The organism is Microcystis aeruginosa NIES-4325 (assembly GCF_008974145.1).
Classification (GTDB): domain Bacteria; phylum Cyanobacteriota; class Cyanobacteriia; order Cyanobacteriales; family Microcystaceae; genus Microcystis; species Microcystis aeruginosa_G.
In genome coordinates this window covers 1-4,049 of the sequence record NZ_BJKP01000068.1, presented here as the reverse complement: position 1 = coordinate 4,049, position 4,049 = coordinate 1, and the positions used below count along the sequence as shown (strand labels likewise).

Annotated in this window: 3 protein-coding genes; 2 read left to right on the top strand and 1 reads right to left on the bottom strand. The window is 39.7% G+C overall.

The features are described 5' to 3' along the window. Nucleotides 1–152 precede the first annotated feature (152 nt). Complete coding sequence (locus tag MiAbW_RS18745) at nucleotides 153–1,130, bottom strand: alpha/beta fold hydrolase (protein ID WP_151697311.1); 978 nt, start codon at nucleotides 1,128–1,130, stop codon at nucleotides 153–155. Between the two features lie 324 nt (nucleotides 1,131–1,454). Between MiAbW_RS18745 and MiAbW_RS18740 the strand changes: the two genes are divergently transcribed. Both MiAbW_RS18740 and MiAbW_RS18730 read left to right on the top strand, forming a co-directional pair. Then, nucleotides 1,455–2,309: a universal stress protein gene (locus MiAbW_RS18740; protein ID WP_151697310.1), complete on the top strand. Its 855-nt coding sequence runs from the start codon at nucleotides 1,455–1,457 to the stop codon at nucleotides 2,307–2,309. Nucleotides 2,310–3,114: 805 nt separating this feature from the next. After that, a complete protein-coding gene (locus MiAbW_RS18730; RefSeq protein WP_151697308.1) occupies nucleotides 3,115–3,858 on the top strand; it encodes a GTPase in 744 nt (247 codons plus the stop codon). Nucleotides 3,859–4,049 lie beyond the last annotated feature (191 nt).

Sequence of the window (4,049 nt, the reverse complement as noted above, 5' to 3'; positions counted from 1 at the left end):
CATGCCAGATGGGGTTTAAGGGCTTGCTTTAAGGCGCTATACTGGTTCCTAGGGTTTTAGAGATTGGTTCTATTTCTCATAAAACCCTACTCTCGCCTACTTTTCCAGCTTTTTGTCCTGTACTGAGCAAGAAGTTAACTTTACTCTATTACTTAGCACACAGAGTTAATTTTGTCAAGCAAAATTCTGACCGCATCGATCATAACATCCGGTTGATCCATCCAGACAAAATGGCCACTTTTATCCGCTTGTATTTCCCTAAAATCTCTGGATAACTTGCCTAATTCGAGGTGCATCTCCTCCCGGAGTCGGTTGGCACTTTTGAGGGGAATAAACCGAGTCCAAAGGGAAGGTTTAAAAAAAGAATTAGCTTTAATACTAACTATCGGTAAATTACCGAAATTATTAGCCTCACTCACCTGACGAGCGCTTTGGTCGAGATTAAGCATTTCTCTACTCATCGTCATCCAGTGTTTAGCGCGACAGAAAGAACGCTTAACTCGATGACGAGAATCCAGGGAAAAGCGACGCAATTCTGGTTTTAATAATTCAAAAACTCCCAGAACTCTCAGAACTCGGATAATGCCTAAAATTGAGCCGATAATCGACATCAAAAATCCAGAGATAAAAAATAATTTTAAGGCCTTTAATGCTGGCGACATTTTCAGCATTCCCTGATCGTGTAAACCGTCGGTGAGTACCAAACCTACCACTTTTTCTGGGAACAGATGAGCATACAGTCGAACATTATAACTGCCAAAAGAATCACCAACTAAAATATAAGGTGGTTCTATTTTTGCTTGGTTCAGTAATTGATCTAATTCCTGAACAATTTGGTAGCTTGTTCGGGGATAGGGACTAGGATCACTCCAACCATAACCGGCTCGATCATAAATACAAACCCTAGCTAATTCTGACAATTCTTCTATCAAAAAATATCCCTCAATTCCCCCTAAACTATGGTCAATAATAATAGTGGGACTAGCCGATCCCGCCAGACAAAAATGTAGGCGATATTTACCCAGATTAATCAAATTACCTGGCGGTGCTTTTTGTTCTTCTAACCAAACAGATAACGTCTGATAAACTGTCGTCGCTACTAGGATAATTCCCCGAATTGATAAAGACATAACTAGACCTCTGGTAAAAATCAAAAATTCTCGTGGTTGCTGGAGAATTAAGAATGAATAATCATCAATTAAATGGTCGATTTAGCTGTGATTAAAAGAGAGTGCCAGCATTGCATCCGAAATATAGTACAAATGAATGACTGACACGATGATTTTGAGCCAAGTATTTCTAGTTAATTAAGCATAAATACTTAAAATACCCTCAAAAGCGATCGCATTTACCTAAGAAAAAGCGCTTAATAAGTTGTTAAATTTCGGGAACAACATTAGCAGTATGCTGAAAATTAGCGAAAACCATTAAGATCATAGACCGAGTTTAATCTTATGCTAGAGAAAATACTATACGCTGATTCCGGCGCAGGTCAAACCCAAGAAATGCTACAAGCATTGATGGATCTCCCCGCTATCCGGAAAGCGTCGATTACCATTCTCCGGGTTGTTCCCCCTCAGATTACCACCGAAGCTCTGGCCAGTAAATGGGAAGAAGGAACCCAAATGCTGACTAAAATCCTGCAAGAAGTCAAAATTGAACCCAGCAAAGTTTCCACGATTCTGCGCCAAGGAGATCCCAAAGACACCGTCTGTCAAGTTGCTGACGAAATCGGTGCTGATTTGATCCTGATGGGTTCCCGAGGACTGAAGCGACTGGAGGCAATTCTAGAAAATTCCGTCAGTCAATACGTCTTTCAACTGACTAATCACCCGATGTTATTGGTAAAAGACGATATTTACGTCAAAAAAATCAAAAAGGTGATGGTAGCTCTCGATAAGTCTAGCTCGGCTGATTTAGCTCTCGATCTGGCTATTTATCTCCTGCGGGACTATCCTTCAGCAGAGTTAATTCTGGCCCGCATCAACCCCGACTTAAAACCGGAATTTGCCCCCACTTCCCCCAAAGAAATGGAAGAAAACCCGATTTTAGGGCCAGCAGTAGCAAAAGTAAAACGGATGAATATACCCTATCGCTGCGTGGTGACGGGGGGTAAACCGGGAGAACAACTCTGCAAACTCGTCGATGATTATGGTGTCGATCTCTTACTGTTGGGGTCGCCCGATCGCCGTCCTTCCGTGGCTAAGAGTTTACCAGATCTCGATCGCCTTCTCGGTACTTCCCTCTCGGATTATGTGCGGGTTAATGTCAACTGTCCCGTCCTTTTAGCTAGAAAAGAAGGGATTTAGCCCGATTTAGCCCACATCGTCTGGAGATGGTGTGGGTAAAAAATGATGGCGTGGTTCAAAAAAGGGCAATTTTGGGTGAGAAAGCCTGACAAATCCAGCCATTGTTCAGACAATCGCTTAACGTACAAAAGTATTAAGACTCAAGCTAATGTCTCAGGCACTTTGAAATCGCTCAAAGCCTAGCAGTTCTAGCCAATGGGGATGTGCTTGTCCCATCATCAACTCCCTCGGACTTTTGCCAACCCTTTCAGGATGGCGACTTCGCATAAAAGTCCGATGGTTCAAAAAGAATCGCAATAGGTCAAGATAGCCCGAACCAAGCTGCTTTCGTAGGAAAAAGTAATTTCTCAGGTGAGAATTGAGATTTTCCGCGCTCACCGCCTCAAGGATGAGGTGGTGCAAGCGATTCCATTCCTGCCGATAATCAACGCTAAAATTATACTAAATCCCTTGAGTATAGGCTACATATCAGGACAGGCACTCATGCAAGAGGCAAGAGGGGAAATAAATAATCAGTTTTGGTTCTTCCGAACTTACACTGTAGAAAATTCCTCAAGCTCCTTCTCTGCCCAGCAATGCTCTAAAGTTGATAAATATCAATCTAACAAAAACTCAAGGCCTTAGTATACAAGCTTTACAAGCATGAGTTGTTAATAGTTTTACAGGACAGGTTCGGTAGAGCCTCAGTTTTTAAGAACCAGATTTAGTATTAATTCAGTTTATGATTGCATATCCGCAAATTTTTGGCATAATGGCGGCATAATTTTCAGCCTACCTCGTTGTATAGCAGAGGAATCTAAAGATTATGGTGAAATGTCTGTTAGATCATGATACTTATCATCAAACAATTTTGTCAAACAAGAAAACTGCATTGTTTGACTATGAACTAATTCGGCAAGAAATTCGCTCAGGGGAAGACGCATTAAAAAAAATAAGTAAGAGCTTTAAAGGAAAATTAGATGAATTTGCCATCAATAAATCCTCTACTAAAGCCAATAAAGCCGAAAAAGCAACTCAGAACCAACTCTCTAAAATTTATCAACGTCTAGCGCAGGCTAAAGCTACTGATTTTGAGCATTTACAACGAACTTTAGAAGCTAAAAAACGATCTGTTGGCAATTTTACTATTGCGATGATGGGAAGAACAAAGGCAGGAAAAAGCACTTTGTTTGCTACTTTATTGGGAACATATTATGAAGGAATTGGAGAAGGAAAACAACGAACAAGTCGTCGAAATAAAGTTTATGATATTGGCAATGGTATTCATCTAATTGATACACCTGGCATTGGTGCGGTGGGAGGAGAGGCTGATGAGGAAGAAGCATTGAAAGCCATTGATGAAAGTTATTTAATTTGTTATATTGTCACGAATGACAGTACCCAAGAAACAGAATTTGAATTTTTAGATAAACTTAAACAGCAAACAAAACCCTTGTTAATTTTGATTAATGTTCAATATAATCTTAAAGATGCACGACGCTTGCCAATTTTCTTTAAAAAAGCGGAAGAAATGTTAACAGGAAAAGATATTAGAACTCTTGCAAATTAATTATATGTTATAATGATGGGTTAACTAATTTTTTTGGGAAAATTAGTTAACCAGTACATTCGTCCTGAATGAAAACTTGAAGTTTAACTTTTAACTCAAAACTCTTTAGATATGCTTTAATTTGGTTATCAAAACCTCTTTATTTAAGCGGCACAAACTATCTCAATTTTTATAATTGAGAATAAATTCTC